At 65.5% G+C, this 18,914-nt stretch carries 15 protein-coding genes and 2 pseudogenes; 11 read left to right on the top strand and 6 right to left on the bottom strand.

The features are described from left to right. A pseudogene (locus tag G9373_RS41770) lies at positions 1-262 on the bottom strand (NAD-dependent malic enzyme); the annotation flags it as partial. 507 nt (positions 263-769) lie between these two features. On the opposite strand from G9373_RS41770, the gene G9373_RS41765 reads away from it, so the two are divergent. From G9373_RS41765 to G9373_RS41750, 3 genes are all read left to right on the top strand, one after another. Beyond that, complete coding sequence (locus G9373_RS41765; RefSeq protein ID WP_167120809.1) at positions 770-1,963, top strand: hypothetical protein; 1,194 nt, start codon at positions 770-772, stop codon at positions 1,961-1,963. Between the two features lie 466 nt (positions 1,964-2,429). Then, on the top strand, positions 2,430-2,795 hold the full coding sequence (locus tag G9373_RS41755) for a hypothetical protein (RefSeq protein ID WP_271209399.1): 366 nt from the start codon (positions 2,430-2,432) through the stop codon (positions 2,793-2,795). Between the two features lie 99 nt (positions 2,796-2,894). Next, positions 2,895-3,068, top strand: a complete 174-nt coding sequence (locus G9373_RS41750; RefSeq protein WP_167120803.1) for an FCD domain-containing protein — start codon at positions 2,895-2,897, stop codon at positions 3,066-3,068. 970 nt (positions 3,069-4,038) lie between these two features. On the opposite strand, the gene G9373_RS41745 is transcribed toward G9373_RS41750, so the two are convergent. Next, a complete protein-coding gene (locus tag G9373_RS41745) occupies positions 4,039-4,524 on the bottom strand; it encodes a hypothetical protein (RefSeq protein ID WP_167120800.1) in 486 nt (161 codons plus the stop codon). A gap of 9 nt (positions 4,525-4,533) precedes the next feature. Between G9373_RS41745 and G9373_RS41740 the strand changes: the two genes are divergently transcribed. Then, positions 4,534-5,343 (top strand): helix-turn-helix domain-containing protein, encoded by an 810-nt coding sequence (locus tag G9373_RS41740; protein WP_167120798.1) that lies wholly within the window; start codon positions 4,534-4,536, stop codon positions 5,341-5,343. On the opposite strand, the gene G9373_RS41735 is transcribed toward G9373_RS41740, so the two are convergent. After that, a complete protein-coding gene (locus tag G9373_RS41735; protein ID WP_271209402.1) occupies positions 5,326-6,429 on the bottom strand; it encodes a transporter substrate-binding protein in 1,104 nt (367 codons plus the stop codon). The two genes, G9373_RS41740 and G9373_RS41735, sit on opposite strands and share 18 nt — an antisense overlap. A 334-nt stretch (positions 6,430-6,763) precedes the next feature. Here G9373_RS41735 and G9373_RS41730 point away from each other — a divergent pair, with 334 nt between their 5' ends. The 6 genes and pseudogenes from G9373_RS41730 to G9373_RS48000 all read left to right on the top strand — a co-directional run. Beyond that, positions 6,764-8,815 (top strand): hydantoinase/oxoprolinase family protein, encoded by a 2,052-nt coding sequence (locus tag G9373_RS41730; protein ID WP_167120796.1) that lies wholly within the window; start codon positions 6,764-6,766, stop codon positions 8,813-8,815. Between the two features lie 43 nt (positions 8,816-8,858). Continuing rightward, a complete protein-coding gene (locus G9373_RS41725; RefSeq protein WP_167120794.1) occupies positions 8,859-10,871 on the top strand; it encodes a hydantoinase B/oxoprolinase family protein in 2,013 nt (670 codons plus the stop codon). 124 nt (positions 10,872-10,995) lie between these two features. Next, positions 10,996-12,657 (top strand): thiamine permease, encoded by a 1,662-nt coding sequence (locus tag G9373_RS41720; RefSeq protein ID WP_167120792.1) that lies wholly within the window; start codon positions 10,996-10,998, stop codon positions 12,655-12,657. A gap of 175 nt (positions 12,658-12,832) precedes the next feature. After that, positions 12,833-13,864 (top strand): tyrosine-type recombinase/integrase, encoded by a 1,032-nt coding sequence (locus G9373_RS41715; RefSeq protein ID WP_346842914.1) that lies wholly within the window; start codon positions 12,833-12,835, stop codon positions 13,862-13,864. Beyond that, positions 13,861-14,166, top strand: a complete 306-nt coding sequence (locus G9373_RS41710; protein ID WP_167120790.1) for a hypothetical protein — start codon at positions 13,861-13,863, stop codon at positions 14,164-14,166. Before G9373_RS41715 ends, G9373_RS41710 begins: the two co-directional genes overlap by 4 nt. A 43-nt stretch (positions 14,167-14,209) precedes the next feature. Further along, positions 14,210-14,449 (top strand): annotated as a pseudogene (locus G9373_RS48000) (integrase core domain-containing protein); the annotation flags it as partial. 320 nt (positions 14,450-14,769) lie between these two features. Here G9373_RS48000 and G9373_RS41700 read toward each other — a convergent pair. The 3 genes from G9373_RS41700 to G9373_RS41690 all read right to left on the bottom strand — a co-directional run bounded on the left by G9373_RS41700 (position 14,770) and on the right by G9373_RS41690 (position 17,549). Then, a complete protein-coding gene (locus G9373_RS41700) occupies positions 14,770-15,708 on the bottom strand; it encodes a PfkB family carbohydrate kinase (RefSeq protein WP_167120786.1) in 939 nt (312 codons plus the stop codon). A 1,379-nt stretch (positions 15,709-17,087) separates the two neighbouring features. Then, positions 17,088-17,294 carry a hypothetical protein gene (locus G9373_RS41695; protein ID WP_167120784.1) on the bottom strand — a complete coding sequence of 69 codons (207 nt, stop codon included), beginning with the start codon at positions 17,292-17,294 and terminating at the stop codon, positions 17,088-17,090. Between the two features lie 39 nt (positions 17,295-17,333). Continuing rightward, on the bottom strand, positions 17,334-17,549 hold the full coding sequence (locus G9373_RS41690; RefSeq protein ID WP_206033685.1) for a hypothetical protein: 216 nt from the start codon (positions 17,547-17,549) through the stop codon (positions 17,334-17,336). 354 nt (positions 17,550-17,903) lie between these two features. Between G9373_RS41690 and G9373_RS41685 the strand changes: the two genes are divergently transcribed. After that, the coding region (locus tag G9373_RS41685) for a wax ester/triacylglycerol synthase domain-containing protein (RefSeq protein WP_167120781.1) at positions 17,904-18,914 on the top strand (1,011 nt) is incomplete at its 3' end.

Below are 18,914 nucleotides of genomic sequence, written 5' to 3'. Positions count from 1 at the left end.
GGAAGGTGCGGTCGCTGACCTTGCCGACGATCACCCCCGGAACCTCGGCGATCGCGGTAGAGATCTGGTCGGCGTGCGCGACGTCCGAGGCGTCGCAGGTGAGGTCGATGACCATGTGGTCGGGATGACTCTCGACGACATCGAGCGCCGTCATGGCACCTTTCACCGATGCGATCGCGGCCGCCAACGTCGACGTGGTGCCAGCGCCGACCGGTGCATGGACGCGGACGGTGATCGAATAACCGGGGCTAGGACTGGGCATGTAAAGCTCCTGGATACTGAATGATGATCGGCAGGGTTCCGGCCGGATCATCGGGTGCCGATCGGCACGCACGCACCAGGTGCTTCCGCCCGCAACACCCTTAGTCTGCGCGGCCATCGCCGATCCGGACAAGAGGACAACCATCCGGCCCCGCTCGGTGGCGATCGTTCCTCGGAGCGCCCGCACCGACAGGGCTACGGTGTCGTAACCGAACTCTGTGGCCCTGGGCTTGCAGTCGCCTACCGGCGCGATGGTGCTCACTGAAAGACGGACACACCCGGGCGCCCGCTCGCAGATCGGCGTGCGGGACGACCCGGACTACCCGAACCATCGGGCACTTCCCTTTCCGGTCGAGTCCATGGCCAGGGGTCAAATGCGCATTTGTCTACGACGCTGTTCGTTGCGGAGGTGGCAACACGCCCACTCCCTCGACGTCCAAAAGAAGCGAACCATCTTGGTCCTCCCATGCTCAGCACTCATACCCTGACCAGGTCTAACGTCGTGAACATGTCCACAGTGATCACCGCCCCACTCGAAGCGCTCAAACGCATGATCCCCACCGCAGAGCCACGACACATGGCGGCGACCAGCGGCGCCCCGCTGACGATTCCGGTACCCTCCCCTGTGGATCTCGGCGCACCAATCCCCACCCTCGAGCGCATCCACACCACCCAGGGCGGACCGGGAGCGGCATTGCGCATCGCGCGGCAAGCCGCCGCCGACTTCAAACGTGAGTTCGCCGCGACCGGTACGCCCTCGCGCGTCTCCACACACGACCTGATTACGTTGCCCTATCCGACGAAATTCGGGTTGTGGCGCGCCCCGTCTTCACCGGCACCATTCCTGTTCATCACCAACCGGATGATGCTCGTGCGCTGGAACGACAGCGACGGGACACAGAAGACACTCGCTTGGGAGCCCAGCGATTTCGAGCTCGACGCCAACACCCCGTATTTTGCCGCACTCCGCGATCAGACACCGGCGCCGGTGCTCGCCAGAATGCTGACCGAGCACGGCACCGTTCCCGCGAACCTCGCCAGGCTAGGCATCGATCCGGTCGAGGTGGACTACCTTGCCTTCGACCACCTGCACACCCAAGACGTGCGCAGATTACTCGGCACCACCAAGCCCCAGACCGACATTTCCCCCGACACCCCGGTACAGGGTTGGTTCCCCAACGCCAAGCTGGTGGTCCAGCGCCACGAGCTGGAAGCGATGAAGGACCTGCACCCGTTGCAGCGGCCTTGGTACCAGCCCGAGACCTTCATCGATCTCGACCCCGACCGCATCTTGCCCATCGATGGTGACCGACTGCTCGGCCCCGGCGTCGCCCTCATCCGCACTCCCGGCCACGCCACTGGCAACCAAACCTTGTTACTCAACACCGACACCGGCGTGTGGGGGATGTCGGAAAACGTGCTCGCCGCCGAGCTGCTGACCCCCGAACACAGCAAGTTGCCAGGCATTTCCGGGTGGGCTTCGCGGTGGGGCCAAGAACTCATCATCAACGCCAACACCATCGAGTCCACCGCACAGCAATACACCTTCTGCGTTGTCGAAAAGACCCTCGTCGACCGATCGCAGCACGACAGTCGCTTCGTGCAGTTCTTCCCCACCAGCGAACTGACCGCCAGCCCCTTCGCGCCGGGCACCCACCCGACTTTCGTCCACGGAAGCCTGGAGCACCGGGCGGCGGCGTGAGGCCAGTCTTCATCATCGGAGCTGCGGGTCCATCGGCCACCGAACTGCCCAGGCCCAGCGGGAGCTACCGCGACACGTCAGCTCTTTGAGGCGACAAGCTTTGCAGAAGCCGGTTCTGCAAGCGGATCGGTCTAGGGCTATGGCGCGGACCAGTGCGTTCGCAACCCACGCCCTACCTGCGTCGCCTTCGTGTGGTGGGCATTCCGTGCGGGAAGTCCTTGTAGGTCTTCAGGGTTCCGCTCGCGAGGAGCTTGGCGGATGCTGGACCGCGTCGGAATGCGCGATCAACTCCGCGGTGCGGTCCGGGGCGTGTCCACGGAACAGGTGGGTACCCGACGAGTATGGGTTCGGGCGTCAGTGGCCGGGCAGATCCGGTGGCCAGGTTGGCCGGGCACCTGCTTACCCTGGTGGCCGATCGGCACCTCACGGCGTTGTCGTGGAGCTGTCCGCGCTGGTGCAGCCGGCAGTGAGCGAGCGATTGCGGCCACCCCTCTATCGCAGGGTCCTGACCTGGCTGATCACCGCGCTCGCGGACGTGGTCGTCGCCCGCCTCGGTCCCGCGGAGGACAGCGAGGCGTTCGTGCTCGAGGTGCGCACCACCACCGGCCGCGCCGTCGGTGCGGGTGAATTTCCTCCGCAGCAGGGTCGGGTGGGGAGGTCGGTGCTGGCGCTCCTCGCCGGCGACAGGGACGTCGTCCAGGCGCAACTCGCGTCCGCCGAACGCGAACCGGCCCCGGCGGTGCGGGCCACCACGCTGGCCGAGGCGCTGGTCTGGCTCCACGCGCTGCTCGACGCCGAGACAGGGGCCTTCCCGGACCCACCACCCGGCTGAGTCCCCGGCCCGGCCCTCAGCGGGAGCTTCTCGGCCTTCGTCGGTGTATGACGTTCGACTGATAGCGCGGGACGGGTCGGATAGAACCTCCGCGGCGCCATGTGGTTACTGGAATTTGAAGCACTCAGCCTGCCGCATCGCTATGCGGACATCGTCCGTGAACACCGTGCGATTCTCAATGCGATCGAACGCGAAAACTCAGAGGACGCCCGACGGGCCGCGCACGAACACATCCTCCAGACGGCACGGGCTGCGGACCATCTCGACCGCTGACAAACTGCGATCCAGTCGGACTTCGGGCCTGAGACTTCACGCCATCTGCGCCAGGACCACCCTGCCGGCAGTGACAACGGTGGGCGGGAATTGGTTCTGGTCCACCGCCCGTGACGGCCCCACGCCTGCGTGTTGCAGTTCGTGGTAGGTAGGCCGGCGTCGTCACAGGCGGCGCATATGCCTGGTGAAGTTGTTGTAGCCGGGTCGATTGGATCGACGTTCTCTCGAGGTTGCCAGTGTGCACGCTGGTCGACTCGTAGCCCGCTGCGAAGGTGATGCACGTCGTCATCGCGACTAACAGCGGTGGTGACGACGCCCGTTTATGTACCACCGCCGGCGCCCACAGACACCCGCCTCGTCTGCAGCATCCTTTCCGAAAGAGTCGAACCAGAACTGGATCCACCGATGCTCGGATAGTCCCGGATCCGGTGATCCCGGGGTACACCCTCTATTCGACAGGAAAACATGTCCTGCACATCAGCAGCCCCAGGGGAAATCTGTCGTCACCGACGCTGCGTCCGGAATCGGGTCCAGTCGGGCCGCGGTGCGCCCACCTACCTGGTGCGAGCGCTGTTCCCGGCGGATCGAACGGTGAACCCCACTCCCACTGCGGTGACCGGCAGTATCGCGGTTGCTATCGCCGCTGGTGGCTGACCGGTGTCGAAGGACAAAGTCGGCCTCGACCACACGTGTGCCCTCCACCGGTCGAGAAAACCCCTGTATGGCGCGATAATCGGCGCACGACCCGAGTCCGGAAGGAGGCGCGTTGGCCACAGTAGGCAATCTTGTCGATCATGCGGGCCTGCGATCCCTCACGCCCGGCGCCGTGGAGAAAACACGGCATGATCCGGTGAATGCTCTCTACGAGATCGACCCCGCTTCGCCGATCGATCCCCCTGAGGGCAGCCTGGTCTACCTCCCGTCAACGGTCTGGTCCTCGCTGCCGAGACCCGAATCGCTTCCCTCCGCCTTACGATCGGAGGGAGGGATTGCGGTAGTCATCGATAATGACGACTGCAGCCTTCCGCCGGAATTCCTGACCGAGTGCGTCCGCCAATCCATCCCGGTCTTCCTGCTGCCGAAGACCATGCCATTCGATCAGCTCGGTGCCGCACTCCTGCCACAACCGGATGGTTCCCCGAAGCAGAAGCGCGAATCCGGCCCCGAAGCGATTAGTGACCTCATCGACGGGTTCGTCGGAAGGAGTGGTGTCAGAGGCTCGCTGGTGATGCAGGGGTGCGTCCTCTCCGGATCCAACCCACCCGACATCGACCTTCTGACGAAAATCCTGGCGCGCAAGCCGGTTCCATTGAAGCGAATCTCGAACACTGCCGCCGCCATCCACGCGACACTTCCTAGATCCGGCCACGCTCTCGTTCTGACGAATCCGAATCGCATTTCGTGGGATCTGAGACGGGTGAGCCGGCTTGCCGAACAGATCGACGCCCAGGCTCACGCAATCGAGGTGACAAGGACAGCGCGGCACCAGTCCGAGAGTGCGTTGATCCGGGAGCTGATCGGAGCGAATGTCGCCTCCGCGGCACTCGATCCGTGGGCGCGATCCCTGGGGCTGGAACCGGGGACCCGAATCCGAGCGGTCTCGGTCGTCGTGCCGGAGAGCGCGGCCACACCGATTGAGCAAGTTGTTGCCGCGCTGCAAGATCTCGGGCTGCGCAGCGGTGGTATGTGCGTGTGCGGTGCCTACGAGGACGGCGCGTACACCCTGATCACGATCGACGGTGGGGGTGCCTCCGGCGGTGCCGCCGACGGCACTGGATTCGATCATCACCTCGACGTCCTAGCGAGACTGTTCGCCCAACGGCACGGCTACACGCCATCCATCGGTACGAGCTCCTGCGTCCTCCGAAGCAGCGACGACCTGGTGCGAGGATTGATCAGCGCTCGGCAACTGGCAGATCGTCACGCCCGCTCGTCGCGCTCCGAGGGACATTCAGTTCCGCTTCCGGCACCCCTGGCGGCGACACTGCTCGCGACCGAGCCGAGGCTGGCGAGCGTCCTCTACCAGGCACTGCTGAAACCGGTCGTCGACTACGACGAACAGAAGGGCTCCGCCTATCTCGCGACGCTGCGCACCTTCCTCGCGTTGGACGGACACTGGGGTGCGACGGCCGCCGAGCTGGGCATCCACATCAACACCCTCCGATACCGACTCACCCGCATCGAGCGCTTGACCGGGCGCGGGATCCACGCCACCGCCGATCGTGCGGACTACTATCTCGCTCTCACCCTGAGGGAATCAGCTCGACGCGGATAGCGGAATGCTCCCCGACCACCAGGGTTCGGGAAGCCTGGGTGGGAACTCCTCGATGACGTCGTAGTCGCCGTCGGCCGCCCGCCCGACGTAGGACGGATGCGCGCTGTAGTGATCGCTTCGGAAGTAGAAGGGCAAACCCTCGGGGCTGCCGTCGAATCGAACACAAAGCAGTGCCTCGGAGAGATCGACCGGATCCAGTGATCGGGACTGCTCAGCGGCGAGACGCAGTGCGTGCACGGCGTTGTACGCGCCGACCTGCGCCGCGTGTGTGCGGCGTTGTCCGCAGATGTCGATCAGGGATTGCCGGTACGACGCGTTGACGTCCGACTCGATCCTGGAGAAGTAGGTGGCGACCATGAAATGGCCGTCGCTGACTTCCGGCGGTATGTGACCCAGATCGATCGCGGTCGTGGCCGTCGCCGCGATGGGAAGTGAATCCGACGTGAAGCCGGCACGGTGAAACTGGGTGTAAAACGCCGTCGTCGAGTCGCGCCCGACCAGGTTGCAGATAATCACCGACGGACGTTTACGCCCGATGTCGTCGAGGACCGCCGCGAAGGAGGTTTCGCCGAGCGGTGCGTACCAGTCCCCGACGGTCTCGACGTCCCAATGCGCTCCGAGTCGGCGTATCGCCTCGCCGAGGACTCTCGGGTAAATGTAATCAGACCCGACGATGTAGACGCGACGCCCGAGAGTGCTCGCAATCCAGCCGAGATAATCAGCGAGGTACTGGTTGGGTGCTGCGCCGCAATAGAATACGCGCGAATCGGTCTCCTCACCCTCGAAGTACGTCGGATACATCAGTAGTGATCGATTGGCGTGGATGGCCGGCCGCATCGAAACCCTGCTGGCTGAGGTATACCCGCCGACGATGACGTCGACGGACTCGTCACGGCACAGACGGTCGATCCCGCGGGCCGTCGATGCGACTTCCGAGCGATCGTCGAACACCGCGAATGACAGTTCCTCGCCGAGTACTCCACCGCTCGCGTTGATCTCGTGAACCGCGACCACGGCACCGTCGAGTATGGACTTCTCCATTTCTTCCTGCGCGCCGCTGAGTGAGTACAGCATGCCGATCTTCACTCGTTCGCTCCTCTCGCGGGAGGGGCCACCTCGGTGGCGGTCGAATGCCACTCTACGGGTACTCCGGATGCGCCACACGGCGAGACAAGAGGTGCTCCGCACCCCGAGCGGAGCGTGTTGCAATCCGATGACCATCGGTTTCGCCGGGATGTCGGATACCTGGATGTTACTCGACTCGTCCACTCGTTTCTGGAGGTAGAAGCGCTTTCGAGGCAGTCGACCTGTGGCAATCTCCAGTACCGGCGGGCGTCCGATTGGTTGATGGGCCAATTGCCGGTTCCTGCGGCGAAGCGTTGGGTGACGGAGGTCAGCGACACATCCCGAGGAGGGCAACATGACCGAAGCCATCAGTAGGCCGGAGAAGATCCGCACCGCGGTCGACATCGGAGGAACCTTCACCGACGTGTTCGTGCAGCGTGAGGACGGGCAGATCATCACCGCGAAGTACCCGACCCAGGCCGACCCGATCGAGGGCGTGCTGGCCGGGATGAAGCAGGCGGGTGTGAGCTGGGAGGATGTCGAGTTCTTCTCGCACGGAACGACGATCGCAACAAACGCCCTCATCACCCGCAAGTTCCCCCGGATCGCGCTCGTCACGACCGAAGGATTTCGCGACGTCATCGAAATTCGCCGAGGAGACCGCGAAACCTGGGATCCCTATCAGGAAGTCGCCGAGCCCTTCGTGCCTCGCCGGCACCGCCTGACGGTCCGCGAGCGCATCGGCTACGACGGCACGGTTCTCAAGCCGCTGGACGAAGATCAGGCGCGTGACGTCGCGCGGATCCTCAAGCGTCGTGCGGTCGAGACCGTAGCCGTATGCTTTGTCAATTCGTTCACCAACCCCGAGCACGAGAACCAGATGGCGGACATCCTGGCAGAGGAACTGCCGGGTGTCGCGATCACGACGTCGAGCGACGTCCTTCCGGAAATCTTCGAGTACGAACGGTTTTCGACCACCGTCGCCAATGCTGCACTGGTACCGATCATCGGGCCATACGCTCGCACCCTGGAGGGACGGCTCGCAGAGAACGGATACGCCAACGACGTCCTGCTTCTACACTCCGGCGGCGGCATGATGACCCCCACTATGGCGGAGAAGTACGGTGCGCGCCTAGCAGCCTCAGGAATCGCCGCGGGCGCGATCGCCAGTCGTCACATCGCGCGAATGTGCGGATACGAGAACTCGATCGGATTCGACATGGGTGGCACCTCCACCGACGTGTCCCTCACGGACAACGGGGTGCTGGGGACGACGAACATGTGGAGTGTCGAGTTCGGCTACCCGATCTGCTTCCCGAGCATCGAGGTCCTCACCATCGGCGCCGGTGGCGGCTCGATCGCATGGCTGGACGACGCCGGCTCACTTCGCAACGGACCGCAGTCGGCTGGATCGGAGCCCGGGCCCGCGTGCTACGGCGGCGGGGGCGAGTTGGTGACCAACACCGACGCCAACTTGATCCTGGGGACCGTCGGCAAGAAGCTGGCCGGCGGAGTCAAGGAGCTCGATGAGTCGCTCGCGCGCACTGCAGTCGAGAAGGTCGCCCGACCACTCGGCCTGGACGTGGAAACGGCTGCGCAGTCGATCATCAAGGTGGCCAATGCGAACATGGCGGACGCCATTCGACTGATCTCGATCCGCAAGGGTCACGATCCGCGCGACTTCGCCCTCGTCGGATTCGGTGGGGCCGGGCCGTTGCATGCCGCCTACCTGGCCAAGGACCTGGGCATCCCCGCGGTGATCATCCCGCCGCACCCGGGAGTGACCTCGGCGATGGGCTGCATGCTCGTCGACATCCAGCACGACCTCACCAAGATGTATCTTGCTGATGCGGCCGAGGCCGACCTCGGCCACCTCGCAGAGTCGTTCCGGGAGCTCGAGGCGCAGGGACGCGAACGCCTGGCTGCGGAGCACGTCGACGAAGCGGACATGATCTTCGAGTACTACCTCGACATGCGGTACCTCGGTCAGTGGCGTGCCATCGCCGTGCCCGTGACCGTGCCGCTTGCGAACCTCGACGACGTTGTTGCCACGTTCCACGCCACCCATCTCAGGGAGCACAACTTTGCCGCCGACGACGCGGGCGTGGAGATCTATCGAATCCTGGTCCGCGCCATAGGTCTCACTCCGAGGACCGAGGTCAAGCCTGCGAAACTGATCGACCCCGCGGACTTCGTGCCGGTTCCGACAGAGGTACGGCATGTCCTGTTCCCGGACGAGGTGGCTCGCCTCGACACTCCGGTGTTCGACCGCGCCGACCTTCCCTCGGGGGCGATCCTGTCAGGTCCCTGCATCGTGGACCAGCTGGATTCGACCACCGTCGTTCCGCCTCGGACAACCGCCCGGGTCGACGAGTGGGGCAATCTCATCCTTGAGCACTCCGCGTAAATAACTTTCGGCTGCAATCGAATTCGAAAGAGGTATTGAAATCATGGCTACATCACTGGACCCGGTGACATTCGAAGTTCTCAAGAACGCCTTCATCAACACCGTCGATCAGATGGCAGAACAGATCCTGCGGACCTGCTATTCGTTCGTCATCTACTCGCGTGACTTTTCCTCGGCGATCTGCGACCCCGAGGGCAACACCGTCATGCAGGGCACGGGTGACATCGCAGCGCACGTCGGCACCCTCCACTACACCGCAAAGGCCGTGATCCGCCAATTCGAGGGCGACATCCATCCGGGGGACGTCTTCGTCATCAACGACGTGTACGAAGGAGGAAGCCACTTCAACGACACACGCATCATCCGGCCGATCTACTACGACGGCGAACTGCTCGGCTACGCGCAGGCCAACGGCCATTGGGCGGACGTCGGCGGCGCGACCCCGGGCTCGTTCAACGTCAAGGCACTCGACCACATGGGCGAGGGCCTGCGAATTCCGCCGACCCGGCTTTGGAGCAAAGATCAGTTCCTCGAGGACGTCGCATACCTCATAGCAAAGAACACCCGGAACCCTCGCGACATCATCGGCGACATGCAGGCGCAGGCCGAGGCCACTCGCGTCGCCGAACGCGAAATACAGCGTCTATGCGACAAATACGGTGTCGACACGATCAAGACGGCCATGGCCGAGGTCCAGGATTACGTCGAAGATCTCACCCGCGCCAAGATCGCCGCCCTGCCCGACGGCGTGTGGTACACCGAGGACTACATCGACCAGGATCCCGCACTGGGCGAGGGCCTGATCCCGGTCACCATGAAGATGACCATCAAAGGCGACTCCGTCCACTACGACCTCAGCGAGTCACATGCGTCCATCTCCTCGATGCTCAACGCCGGGTTCGGTGGTTCGTTCGCCGGAATCGTCGCCGGCACCAAGATGCAGTTCCCGGACATCCCCCTCAATTCGGGCTTCTACCGTGTCGTAACAGCGGATCTCGGCCCGCTCGGTTCGGTGGTCAACGCGGACTGGCCATCGCCGTGTGCCGGATTCTGCTCCGGGCCGTTCGAGAAGATCATGAGCTCGGTGTTCGAGATCTGGTCCGACATCCAGCCCGAACGCGCCATGGCCTGCACCTTCAACCTCGAGTACCTACTGGTGGGTGGGCGCGACGGGCGCGAAAACGGCAACCCCAACTTCATGTGGTACGACTGGATGATGGGAGGCTGGGGCGCCCGAAACGGTGCCGACGGCTACAACGCATCGGCCGCCGTGTTCGGTGTCCAGTACGGCACCCAACCTTTCGAGGGCCAGGAGCGCCTGGCCCCGGTGCTCACCTCGTGCCATGATCTAGTGCCCGATTCCGGAGGCCCGGGAAAGTACCGCGGCGGACTCGGTGCCGAGAAGGGCGGCCGACTATGGGCCAGCAGCAACACCGTGATGTCCTACTGCTGTGACCGGGAGCGCTCGGTCACCTGGGGGCTATGGGGCGGATTGCCCTCGATTCCACACGGTGTCTGGCTCAACAAGGGAACCGACAACGAGCAGTACCTGGGCTCGATCTTCGCGGCAGTACCGATCAAGTCCGGAGACGAGTTCACCCGCCCTTCCGCCGGCGGCGGCGGCCTGGGCGATCCGCTGCAGCGTGCCGTCGACGCCGTGCTCGAAGACGTCATCGACGGCTACGTCACGATCGAACGCGCCGAAAAGGACTACGGAGTCGTAATCAAGGAGATCGACCCGGAGGTCTTCGACTACGAGGTGGACGCCGACGCCACCGACAAGGCCCGCGAGTACATCCGGAACAACCGGCATGCCTGGATGGAGCGTGATCCACAGGAGGTATCGGCGGAGTACCGGTCCGGTCTGATCAACGAGATGGACTGCGTTCGCCAGTACGGAGTGATCCTGGACTGGGGCAGCGGCGAAGTGCTGCCCAACACCACCGACCAGTTCCGCGCGATGCTGAAGCGACGCACGATCGTCCACTGGACCGATGATCCCGGCGTCGACTACATCAAGGGGACGCTCTCGATCTCCGAGACCGCGGCAGTCTGAGCCACGTCCGCTCCTACCTGCGCGGGTGCCTCATCGAGGTCGGGGGGCACCCGGGCAAGGCGCACCTCCAATTTCAGGATCCAGATGGCAACGGCGCCAGAAACCGTCATCGAAAGGAAGAACCATGCCACTATCGCCGGAGTTGAGTGCGAACAAAATCCCCGCACTCGTCGTGTCATCACATGACGATCCAAAGGTCCTCGAACACGCTGCTGCCGAGGACTATTCACTGCACATCGTTCCCTTGTCGTGGCGCAGCGGGCGCCTGTCGGTCTCGATGGCGTGGCTCGGACTTATGAGCGCGATGTTCTGGGTCGTAGTGGGAAGTACGGTCACGCTTGCCGTGGGTACGGTCGACACCCTGATCGGCATCGCACTGTCGGCCGTGAGCTACGGTGCGATCAACTCAGTGGCCGCCAGGTACGCCGCCAAAACGGGAACAAGCGTGTCCCTCTTCTCCCGCGCCCTGTTCGGACGAGCCGGCTCAGCATTCGCGGCCGCCCTCTTCGGAGTCACCATCACTTACTACGTCGTCGCAGAAGGCGCCATCGTCGCCAGCGCCCTGCACGCCTACATTCCCGCCCTCCCGATTGCACTGTGCTGTCTGATCGTCGTCGTGTACCAGGCACCCCTGGCGATGCGCGGCGTGACCACATGGCTGGACAAGATCAACGGGGTGCTCCTTCCGCTCTACCTCGTCGGCCTCGTCGGCTCGGTCGTCTGGACCATCGTCCGCTACGGGTACAGCAACGACTGGCTCACCTACGAACCCGACGGCGCAGCCGATCTCGGTGTGCCAGGCTGGTGGTTCGCGTACACCGTGTACATGGGTGTTTGGGTCGTCACCATGATGGCGTGGGACTTCGCCCGGTTCGGTCGCCCCGAGGACGCGACGTTCAACGGGCGCGTAACCTTCGGAACGCCCTTCTACGTGATGACACTTCTCGTGAATGCGGTAGTGGGGATGTTCCTGGCGCACACAATCGCCATCGAGGGAGCGCTGAGCGAGGAGTCGGCGATTCTCGGGATCGTCGCGATGATGGGGTTCTGGGGACTGTTGTGGGTCGTCGTCAGCCAGACGCGGGTCAACACGGGGAACTTCTACCTCGCCTCGACGAACCTGCAGAACTTCTTCGCGCGGGCCTTCAAACTCACCCTCCCTCGGGTGTTCTGGCTGGCGATCGTTGCCGTGATCGTCTACATGATGATGTTGACGAACGTCCTGACGTGGATCCTGCAGGCGCTGAGCTACCAGGGTGTGATCATCGTGAGCTGGGTGGCGATCGCCCTCACGCACATTCTTGTCTCGTCGCGAACTAAGGGACCGGACGCCGCGGCGGCGGAGTTCCGGCCGGGACGCGTCCCTTCGGTGAATCCCGCGGGGGTGTTCGCCTGGGGTGCTTCATCTCTGACGGGCATCGCCATGGTCGCATTCGGGGGAACAACAGGCGCCGTCTGGGCACCGCCCGCGAGCTGCGTGCTCGCGGCAGCCCTGTACGGGATCGCCCTCCGATTCTCGAAGCCTTCCTGGTTCACGCTCGACCGCCCGTTCGATCCGCGCGACGAGGTCGCCGACGCCTGGGAGGCGCGCGTTCAGTGTCATCGCTGCGGTGACTCGTACATCGCCTACGAGATGGATCGGGATCCGTCGGCAGACCACCAGGCGATCTGTCTCGCCTGTGCGTCGAACACGCCCAGCTTCCTGCGTGCGGCAGAAGCGGAGGCTGCGGTGTACCGGTCCGGCACCATCGACCCCAGGGTCCCGACAAGAGTGTCTCCGATCTGACCACCCCGGCAGACCGAAGCGTTGGGCTGCACGCTCGACCACCGAGCCGGTTTCGGCACGGTGGTCGAGCATCGCACGGATCGTCCTCCGCTCCGAGCGTGCAGCTGCTGCCAGGCCGCGACGTCGTGGCGTCGTGACGTAACACGAAGACACACCTCCGGACCGAATCAGGCGCGTGCATGCGGTCGGCAATTTTCTCGCCGATATCACTGAATGGGGCTGGGATGACGCACCCGCGCGGCGACTGATCTTCCGCACCGACCTCCCACGGGCGCAACGCTTCCTCCCTCGATACCTACCCGTCGATGCGGACCGCAAACTCACGGCGGCACTGTCGGACTCGCCCTACCGACTCGCAGCCGATGCACTGTTGGTGCAGCGGGCATGCGGGCTGCGGATCGGTGAACTCCTCGACCTCGAACTCGACTGCATCCACGAAATACCCGGCCAGGGATCCTGGCTGAAGGTCCCCCTCGGCAAACTCGACTCCGAACGCATGATTCCCCTAGACGAGGAAGTCCTCACCCTCGTCGATCGCATCACCGCCACCCGCTCACCCGGCCGACCCATGCGCCACCCCCGCACCGGCGCACCCGCCGATTTCCTATTCACCCACCACGGAAAGCGACTCTCCCAGAATGCAGTTCGCAGTGAACTGAACCGAGCCGCCGAGACGGCAGGCCTTGGGCACGTCACCCCGCACCAACTCCGACACACCTACGCCACCGCACTCATTAACGCCGGGGTATCCCTGCAAGCACTGATGGCACTTCTCGGACACGTCTCGAGCCAAATGAGTCTGCGTTACGCGCACCTCTTCGACAGCACCGTGCGCACCGAATACGAACGCGCCCTGAACCTGGCGAAAAGCCACATCGGGCCGATGCCCACCGGCCGAACCCAGCTCCCGATCACCGACATCACCGACGGCGGATGGAAGGACGCACCGGCGATCAAATCGCGCCTGGCCGGCGGCTACTGCCTGCGGGCACCCGCGCAAGGCTCTTGCCCTTACGCAAACATCTGCGAGCACTGCCCGAGCTTCCACACCGACTCCACCCACCTCGGAGTACTCGCTGCACAACGCGTGGACGCTCACGATCTCGCCGAAGATGCGGAAAATCGCGGATGGATCGACGAGGCGAAGCGGCACCGCACCCTCGTCTCCCGACTCGACGCGCTCATCGCGCAATCGGAGACCGCATGAGCGAGAACGCCCTGGTCAGGGTCGAACGGATCTGCGCCGAACTCGCCACCACGGGACAGCCGATCACCTTCACCGCCGTCGCCGAACAGGCCCAGATCGGCCGGGCGACGCTCTACCGGGACAAGCAACTGCGCGCCGTCGTCGATGAACACCGCACCCGACAAACCGACGCCCGCACCCTGACCGGTCTCGCCACCGAGGTCGCGCACCTTCGCACCGTGGTCGAGGCGCTCGCCGCCACCGTCACCAAACACGAAGAACAACTGCGCCGCCTTCGCCGCAATCCATCGCCCCGACGATGAACCATTCTGACCTCGATCGGCACCAACTGGGACGCGATTAGCCGGTCAATCGTTCGACAACGCGATGGCGGAGGCATTCAACTCGCTGTTCAAGGCCGAACTAATCCGGAACAAGGGTCCGTGGAAGTCGATCGACGATCTCGAATTCGCGGTCGCCGAGTACATCGATTGGTTCAATCACCGCCGACTCCACAGCGTTCTCGGCCCGCGGACGGCGATGCCGGGCACCGTCACCGCGATGGATGCTATTCGGATGGACATGCTCGGTGTCCGCAGCAGGTGATCCGGCTCCGACGCCCGTCCGCCACCGGGTCCGCCCGCCGGATCTGCTGCCGGGACCATCCGACGGACTCGCATAACCCGCAGGACCGTGCGGCCGGCGTGCCAGTTCCCGGCCCGACCGGGGTCATCACCGGTCGGTGGTGGCCGCCTCCATCCCGGAATGTCCGGGCCGGCGCCAGGACGCTCCTGACGACGGCGACCGGACCCGGTTCGCCGACGGTGACCTACCGGCGATCGTCGCGCCCCGATCCGCCGATCGCTGCGCACCTGCGGCCGTCGGCGTGCTGCTCGGCATCGCGACGGTCACCCCGTCGATGCGTGTCAGCCGGCTGCGGCGAGAGCGTCGATATGGGCCGGCGGTACGCAGGCCGGGGTGATGGCCCGCGCCGCACCGAGGTTCGCGTCGCGCAGGATGCCTCGAAGGTCGTCGAGGCCGATCGTCCGCAGACGCCGCCGATCGGTCCCGCGGGCCAGCAGGTCGCGGCCGGTCAGGGCGTGCAGCAACCCGGCCATGAAGGTGTCCCCCCACTCGGCGGCGTCCGCAACGTCCACCCGGTGCCCGCGGACGCGCACGGACCCGCTCCTGGTGTAGCCCATGGCTCCGGCAGCGCCGTGGGTGACGACCAGGATCGCCGGACCCCGCGACATCAAACACCGGATGCCATCACCGCGGCGCTCGCCCGGCCGCAGCCACGCCAGGTCCGCATCGCTCAGCTTGACGATGTCGCTGCGGGAGATCATCTCGTCGATGCGGGCGATCGCGGTGTCCCGGGGGCCCATCACGGAGGGCCTGACCGTGACGTCGTAGCTGATGGTCGTGTCCGGATCCTGGCATGAGACGAGTCGTGCCACGTCCTCGGCGCCGGGCGCCCGCACGACGGCGAGCGAGCCGACGTGCAGGTGAGCACACGCCGGGACGTCGGTGTGGGCGAGGTCCCATCGGAGGTCGACGGCGTCGGCGCCGGGTCGGTCGAGGTGGGTGATGGTCGTCGAGGTGCGGGCGGCGGGGCGGCCGGCCTGAATCACCCGGACGCCGCAGCGGCTGAGTTCCTGGTCGATGGCCCGGCCGTGCGGGTCGGCGCCGAACGTGGTCAGCAGCGTGGTGGCCATGCCGAGCCGGCCGAGGCCCCGCGCGAGGGTGGCGGGGCCACCACCGACACATTCACGGCGGGTGCCGTCGGCGGCGACCACGATGTCGATGAGGGATTCCCCGACGACGGCGACGTCGCATCGGACGCGGGAGGTGGGAGTGGTGGTCATATCGGGAGGCCTCTCCGCTGGTTCAGGCTTGTGGGACGGGTGCGCACGATTCGGTTCCGTCCTCGTCCCGTGGGGGGTCCGAGGATGGCGCAGGTGTTCCGAAGTCGCTGCCCGGCTGGTCCTCACCGCACCTCGGTGGCGGATCGGGTACGGGCAACGCGCGAGGTGTGAGGCGCCCGCCCATCTCTGCTCGTTCTATAGCCCTTGCGCTTTCCGTAACCAGCCCTTGCTATTTCCGTCGCCGTTGCTATGTCCGTTACCGTTCGCCACCGGCGGTGGTGGCGAAGACGTGGGTCTGCGACCGTCGGTGCCGACGTGCACCACCTCGCTCCTGTCCGGCGGGTTGCGCCAGTCGACCCCCACCAGGAACGGTTCGTGTCCGCCCTTGGCCTGGGTGCGCCCGAACACAACGGCACCGCGTGACCGAACGGGTTTGGTCTCGTTCATCGCTTTCGCTCCATCTCCGACAAGAGAGTCGTGGCCACTGCCTGCGCCAGAACGATGCACCCCGTCGGCCGACACCCCGATGCCCGCGGCACCACCGGCACCACCTCGAGGTGTTGGCGGCGAGCAACACCGCCCGCCCCTGCCCAGCATCCCGCATCGCGCGCGGGAACGCAGCGTGAGCAGGACCGCAGAGACCACCCCGACGGATCGACCTCTCGCGGCGCCCCGAAATGGCAATGACGGGTACCGGACGGCGTGCAGTCACGCGACTCTCGTCCGTAGCCAACTCGGGGCGCCCCGGTGTGCCGGCTGCCGCTCACCGAGGCACAGCACACAACCCATCGCAGTCGTTCACGACATGGGGAGTCTTTGTTGCGTTCTGCCTGGCGTGAACTGGCGCTCCCGGTGCGACACCGGCGGCCCGAAACGTCGGACTCCGGTCGACCGCAGGATCGATCCGCAGGTTCATGGGCAGAAGCTTTCGCTCGGTCGACATCGGCACCGTCGACGCCGCGGGCCATGTTGCCCAGGCACCGTCTACGTAGATCTCATACTGTGTGCCACTGGTGTGCCGGGCGTTGGAGGTACAGGGATGTCCACTGGTACCCGCATCACCCTGCGGTGGTGTGAGTTTTGACGTTGTCCCACACCGGCGCTCGGCTCCGCGAGCTCGAACCGGTCGCCGCGGAGCATGACGCGAGGCGCGGTGGCGCGCACGCATGGCGTTCTGAGGAGGATTCGGCATAACCGGACCCGATCAGCGGTGCGGGGCGCAAACATGTTCCGGCGACTGCGAATGGGATGCCACGTGCCACCGCGAAAGCAGGGTTCACCCGCGACGGATGGGGACAGGGACACCGCATCGGGGCCGATGAGGGCGGCGGGAATACCGCCGCCGCGGCGAGCACGGACCAGGGGTCTGTCCGGGTATCTCACATGCTGTCGAAGATGCGGTGTTCGGGGACACCGGCCGTCTCCGCCGCGGTGACGGCGTCGAGGAGGTCGGCGGTGAGTTGCCGGAACGTCGCGGATCGGACCCGTTCCCGGGGCGGATCACCCGGGTCGGTGTTCATGAAACTGTGCAGCACGGCGCAGGTGTCGCGCACCCGCTCCAGCGCACGGCGCTGATCCTGGTTCATCGGCCGCCGGGCCGGCGCCTCACCGTCGACGTCGGCCGCTCACGCCGAGCCGGGGCGGGGGCGGCACGCGTGACTGACGGCCCGCAGCAGGTCGCGGCGGAGCCGCTGATAGGTGACCAGCCACCGGTCGTCGACAGGTTCGTCGCGCAGATACGCGTTCAGGGCCGCACCGTTGCCACCGGTATCCAACCATCGGCGCAGATCGGTCGTGCGGTCCTGCACATGCTGCAACAACACGTGTAACGAAACGGGCATTGGGTCACCTATGTCTCGAACTTCCCTGCAGCGAGAATGGATTCGACATGTGTTGCGACTCGGGCCTTTTCGGTGGCCATTGTGAGGGATGCGGGGGCATACCGCGAGCGTTTCCCCGGGAATGTGTCCGCCGACCCATCCCCGCAGGCGACCACAAGAGCGGTAGACAGGCGTCCAGTAGCCGCGGGCGTCGGAATGCGATACAACTCCACCGACAGATATCGGTTTGTTATGTAAACCACACCTCAACGTGACTTAAAGAACGTCATTACCTTTCCTAAAACACCAGGCCCTAAAGGAGCGGGACCGGCGCGCTCCGCCGGCCTCTCCCCCGGAAAGAGAAGGGGATGTGCAGTGCTGCTGCCCATGGCGCCGACCGATTCACTGTTCCTGCTGGGAGAATCCCTCGGCCATCCGATGCACGTCGGCGGCCTGGCCCTGTTCACCCCACCCGCGGGGGCATCCGCGGCGGACATGCGGACGCTGTTCGAGACCGCCCTCACCGACCACCGGGTGGCACCGCTGCTGCGCAGACGGGCCCGCCGCTCACTCACCTCACTCTGCCAATGGGGTTGGGACACCCTGCCGGAGCAGCACGTGGATCTGGAACATCACGTACGCCGCGACGCCCTGCCCACCCCGGGCGGAATGGACCAGCTGATGACCCTCGTCTCCCGGCTGCACGCCACCCTGCTCGACCGCAGCCGCCCGCTGTGGGAAATACACCTCATCGAGGGCCTCACCGGTGGCCGCTGCGCCGTCTACACCAAGATCCACCACGCCCTCGCCGACGGCACGTCGGCGATGCGGCTGCTGCAGGAGACGCTGAGCGAGGACCCGCACCGCCGGCACATGCCCGCCCCCTGGCAACCGATACCCCAACTCGCCCCGGTCCATTCGCACCAGGGGAGGCAGCCCTCGGCCACGCCCGGTGGAGTGTCGACGGCGGCCGGTCTGACCGGAACGGCGCTCCGCGCCGGCCGCACCGTGGCCGGCGAGGTCGCCGGACTGGTCCCCGCGGCGATCGGCACCCTGGACCGCGCCGCCCACGGCCGCGGCGGGGCGATGTCACTGACCGCCCCACACACCCTGCTGAACGTGCCGATCGGCGGCGCCCGCCACGTCGCCGCCCGCACCTTGCCACTCGAGCGGATCCGGCTGCTGGCCAAGCACGCCCAGGCCACCGTCAACGACATCGTCCTGACCCTGTGCTCCGGAACCCTGCGCGCCTACCTGTCCGCCCGCGGCGCCCTCCCCGACCAGCCGCTGATCGCGATGGTCCCGGTCTCGCTGCGCCCCACCGACACCGACACCACACCGGACTCCGGCCCCGGGGGCAACCGGGTGGGGGTGCTGATGTGCAAC

Source organism: Rhodococcus sp. A14, assembly GCF_011603105.1.
GTDB classification, from domain to species: Bacteria; Actinomycetota; Actinomycetes; order Mycobacteriales; family Mycobacteriaceae; genus Rhodococcus_F; species Rhodococcus_F opacus.
This window is presented reverse-complemented; position numbering and strand designations above follow the sequence as displayed.

Excerpts from the sequence above, each read along its gene's own strand:
- G9373_RS41765 (WP_167120809.1), top strand. The coding sequence starts at position 770 with ATGTCCACAGTGATCACCGCCCCACTCGAAGCGCTCAAACGCATGATC.
- G9373_RS41750 (WP_167120803.1), top strand. The coding sequence starts at position 2,895 with ATGTGGTTACTGGAATTTGAAGCACTCAGCCTGCCGCATCGCTATGCG.
- G9373_RS41730 (WP_167120796.1), top strand. The coding sequence starts at position 6,764 with ATGACCGAAGCCATCAGTAGGCCGGAGAAGATCCGCACCGCGGTCGAC.
- G9373_RS41725 (WP_167120794.1), top strand. The coding sequence starts at position 8,859 with ATGGCTACATCACTGGACCCGGTGACATTCGAAGTTCTCAAGAACGCC.
- G9373_RS41720 (WP_167120792.1), top strand. The coding sequence starts at position 10,996 with ATGCCACTATCGCCGGAGTTGAGTGCGAACAAAATCCCCGCACTCGTC.
- G9373_RS41710 (WP_167120790.1), top strand. The coding sequence starts at position 13,861 with ATGAGCGAGAACGCCCTGGTCAGGGTCGAACGGATCTGCGCCGAACTC.
- G9373_RS41700 (WP_167120786.1), bottom strand. The coding sequence starts at position 15,708 with ATGACCACCACTCCCACCTCCCGCGTCCGATGCGACGTCGCCGTCGTC.
- G9373_RS41695 (WP_167120784.1), bottom strand. The coding sequence starts at position 17,294 with ATGAACCAGGATCAGCGCCGTGCGCTGGAGCGGGTGCGCGACACCTGC.
- G9373_RS41690 (WP_206033685.1), bottom strand. The coding sequence starts at position 17,549 with ATGCCCGTTTCGTTACACGTGTTGTTGCAGCATGTGCAGGACCGCACG.